The organism is Microbacterium sp. P2_F9 (genome assembly GCF_056403635.1).
The window spans coordinates 1-3,178 of the sequence record NZ_JBFUFC010000298.1 but is presented as its reverse complement, the minus strand read 5'-3'; the positions used below and the strand labels follow the sequence as shown (position 1 = coordinate 3,178).

Here is a 3,178-nt window from a genome sequence, read left to right as displayed (position 1 = left end):
CCGATCGACCACACGATGAGCTTGCGGACGAGTTCTGGGTGACGGATCGCGAAGACGATAGAGTCACGCGCTCCTCCCGAGCCACCCAGCGCCGACACCGTGCCAATGCCGAGCTCCTCCACCACCGCGGCGAGCGTGTCGGCGCGCATGTGCGACTCCGTCTCGCCGTAGAGCTGAATGTCGGAGCGTCCGGTGTTGGGTCGGTCCCAGATCAGGACCCGCTTGCCGGCATCTGCGAGCGCCTGTGCGAACAGACGCACCCCCGGATAATCCTTGCTGAACCTCCCGCCCGGGTCACCGTGACGACATCGTCACGCTCGGGCCCAGCAACTCCTACTCGACCACGCCACCGTTCACTTCGATCTGGGCCATTGCAGCATTCCTTTCAGTGCCGACCATTCATGCTCCGAATCTAATAGTTGCTCCGAATCGAAGGGCAAGCATGGTAAACGTGACTCTCGATGAACCGCGTCGCGCGACTCCGGGCGTCACGACATGGATAATGTGCAGATGGACGCCCCCCAGACCGTCGCCGTGACTGCCCGATCCAGCAGCCGCACGGACGAGATCCGACACGCAGCTGCGAAGCTGTTCGAGTTGCGCGGCTACTCATCGACCACGATGGCCGATATCGCAAACGCCGTCGGCGTGCTCCCGGGGAGCCTCTACCACCACTTCGCATCGAAAGAGGACGTCGCCCTCGAGATCGTGGCCGAGTTCGAGCGGGAGGCGGGCGAACTCGCCGCATCACTCGCGGCGCGGCTGAACCCCGATGCCCCAAGCGACGCTCGCTCCCRCCTCACGAGTATGGCCGACGCCGTAGCGGAACTGTCGGTGCACAACCGCGCAGCCCTTCGTCTGACCGCCTTCGCGGCGCCGACGACTGCCACTGATCGTTTCCGTGAGGCGCAGGAGTTCAAGACGCCAGGGCTGTCGCGACTGTGGAAGCGCCTCGTCGACGACCTCGTCCCCAACCCTGCCCCCGAGACGCAGGACGTCGGCCTTCTGCGCTTCACATTGGAAAGCCTCACGATGCAGACGTCCGTCAACACGATGGACTCGTCGATTCCGCGCTCCACCGACGCCCTCCATCTTCGGTTGCTCCTGGACGGCATCGCTCTCGACGTACCTGCAGACGACGAGCTGGACAGGTCCGAAGCCATGTCAGCCGCGCGCGATGCGATCGCCGCATGGGGCTCCTCCGACACGGCCGCAGAGCCGAACTCCCGGGAACACATCATCGCGGTAGCTCGCGCCGAGTTTGCCCGCCGCGGTTTCGATTCGACCACCGTGCGCGACATCGCGGAGGCAGCACAGGTCCGCATGGGCACGCTATACCGACGCGTCAGCTCGAAAGAGGATCTGCTGAGCGAGATCCTCAGCACCTTCGACGCTCACATGGACGCCGCCGTCCGCGCCGTGCTGACGGTGGGCACCTCCGAGGTCGCCTCGCTTGACGCCTTCACCTATGTCATTCTGGTAGCGAAGCGACGCTTCAGACTCGAGACCGACATCGTCAAGCTCGCGAACCCATGGACCTCGCCCGACACGCCTGCATTGAAGTCCTACTGGTCGAGCACTCACGCGCGCGGGCGCCTCCTCGAGGACACCCTCGCGCGAGGCGCGCGCAAGGGCTCACTGCGCACCGTCGGTGCTCCCGCCGCGGTCGGACCGCAGATCCGACTCATCAGCTGGGTGCCGTACCAGGACTACGCGCGCACGAGCCCTGAGCGCGCACACAGGTTCTTGCGCAACTCGCTTCTCCGAGGCTTCATCGGGACGCGGTGACCTCGGTGGTCACCTCGACCCGCACCTCCGTGTTGAGCGCTGCTTCGAGCGCCGTGTGAAGTCGGCTCTCGGGCACTCGGCGCATGTCTTCGGCGGMGACCGTGACGACCACGACCTCCCCTTCTTCACCGGTCTCGCGTCGGACACGCCCGTCGAGATCGAACCGCGCGAGGACCGATTCGGCGTCGGCATCGGTTCCGCGGCTGACGTAGGTGACGACGCCCGGCCGCGCGGCCACTCCGAAGGCCTCGATGCACAGCTGGACCGCCTCGCCGTCGGTCCAGCGCTCGCCGTCCTCCCGCAGGAGCGAGACCTCCGTCAGAGGGTCATCGCCGACCACCGCTGTGTACTCGACCAGCGGAATTCCTCGGGCACGCAAAGTCGCGACTCCGCGCGAGAAGGCGGTCGGTGAGACCGGGGATACGAAGTGGATCCTGACGACAGCGGTAGGCATTCTCGAATGGTACAGAGATCCGAGTGTGGAGCAAACCATTGGTTCGCGATAGACTGACGGCACTTCCTGACGACGCGAAGGACGACTTATGGATGCGAAGCCATATGCCGGCGTGATGCTGGTCACCACGACACCCCGAGACGGTGTCTCCGAGCTCGACTTCAACACCTGGTACAACCACACGCACCTTCCCGAGATCCAGGCGCGCGTCCCGGGAGTCGAATCCGTTGAGCGCTTTCGACAGCAGGAACCCGGCCAACCGGTCCGATACCTCGCCGCGTACCACATTTCCCGTCCTGCCGCGGAGATCCTCGCCGACATGCGGGCCGCCGACCTCGATGATGCGAGCCCGATGCTCGACCTGGCAGGAAACCCCCCGGTGATCGCGTCCTACGACGCGCTCGCCTGAGCCTGAATCATGACGATGCGAATCGAACTCGATGAGCCGAAGTGCGTGGCATCAGGTCTATGCGTGATGGTGGCGCCCGATGTCTTTGATCAACGTGACGACGACGGGATCGCCATCCTTCTGGAGAGCACACCGGCGGAAGGCGCCCTCCATGGCGTCCGGCAGGCAGTTGCGCTGTGCCCGGCCGCGGCACTCCGTCTGATATCCGAATGACGGGCATCGTCATCGTCGGCGCCGCGGCCGCGGGCCTCGCCGCCGCCGAAGAGCTGCGCCGTTCGGGGTTCGGCGGAGCGGTGACGATTGTCGGCGGCGAACGTCACGCGCCGTACGACCGACCCCCGCTGTCCAAGCAGGCGTTGGACGGGTCGTGGGATGCCGAGCGGCTGCGCCTTCGCAACGATGGTGATCTCGCCACGCTGAACGCGCGCTTCGTCCTGGGGCGCCATGCAGTCGCCGCCGACTCCACGCGACGCATCGTCACCCTCGACGATGGTGAAGCCCTATCCTTCGACGCCCTATCCTTCGAC

The 3,178-nt window shown here is 65.6% G+C and carries 6 protein-coding genes; 4 read left to right on the top strand and 2 right to left on the bottom strand.

The genetic code is table 11. The features are described from left to right. Positions 1-260 (bottom strand): alpha/beta fold hydrolase (locus AC1DVT_RS19055; protein ID WP_477390835.1); only part of this gene is annotated, 260 nt, incomplete at its 3' end. A gap of 250 nt (positions 261-510) precedes the next feature. Here AC1DVT_RS19055 and AC1DVT_RS19050 point away from each other — a divergent pair. Further along, positions 511-1,788, top strand: coding sequence for a TetR/AcrR family transcriptional regulator (locus AC1DVT_RS19050; RefSeq protein ID WP_477390833.1), 1,278 nt, complete (start codon positions 511-513; stop codon positions 1,786-1,788). Here AC1DVT_RS19050 and AC1DVT_RS19045 read toward each other — a convergent pair. After that, a complete protein-coding gene (locus AC1DVT_RS19045) occupies positions 1,772-2,242 on the bottom strand; it encodes a hypothetical protein (protein ID WP_477390831.1) in 471 nt (156 codons plus the stop codon). The two genes, AC1DVT_RS19050 and AC1DVT_RS19045, sit on opposite strands and share 17 nt — an antisense overlap. 88 nt (positions 2,243-2,330) lie before the next feature. Between AC1DVT_RS19045 and AC1DVT_RS19040 the strand changes: the two genes are divergently transcribed. The 3 genes from AC1DVT_RS19040 to AC1DVT_RS19030 all read left to right on the top strand — a co-directional run. Next, positions 2,331-2,651, top strand: a complete 321-nt coding sequence (locus AC1DVT_RS19040; RefSeq protein ID WP_457100720.1) for a hypothetical protein — start codon at positions 2,331-2,333, stop codon at positions 2,649-2,651. Between the two features lie 9 nt (positions 2,652-2,660). Next, positions 2,661-2,864: a ferredoxin gene (locus AC1DVT_RS19035; protein ID WP_457100719.1), complete on the top strand. Its 204-nt coding sequence runs from the start codon at positions 2,661-2,663 to the stop codon at positions 2,862-2,864. After that, positions 2,861-3,178 (top strand): FAD-dependent oxidoreductase (locus tag AC1DVT_RS19030; RefSeq protein WP_477390829.1); only part of this gene is annotated, 318 nt, incomplete at its 3' end. The genes AC1DVT_RS19035 and AC1DVT_RS19030, both read left to right, overlap by 4 nt.

Excerpts from the sequence above, each read along its gene's own strand:
- AC1DVT_RS19035 (WP_457100719.1), top strand. The coding sequence starts at position 2,661 with ATGACGATGCGAATCGAACTCGATGAGCCGAAGTGCGTGGCATCAGGT.
- AC1DVT_RS19040 (WP_457100720.1), top strand. The coding sequence starts at position 2,331 with ATGGATGCGAAGCCATATGCCGGCGTGATGCTGGTCACCACGACACCC.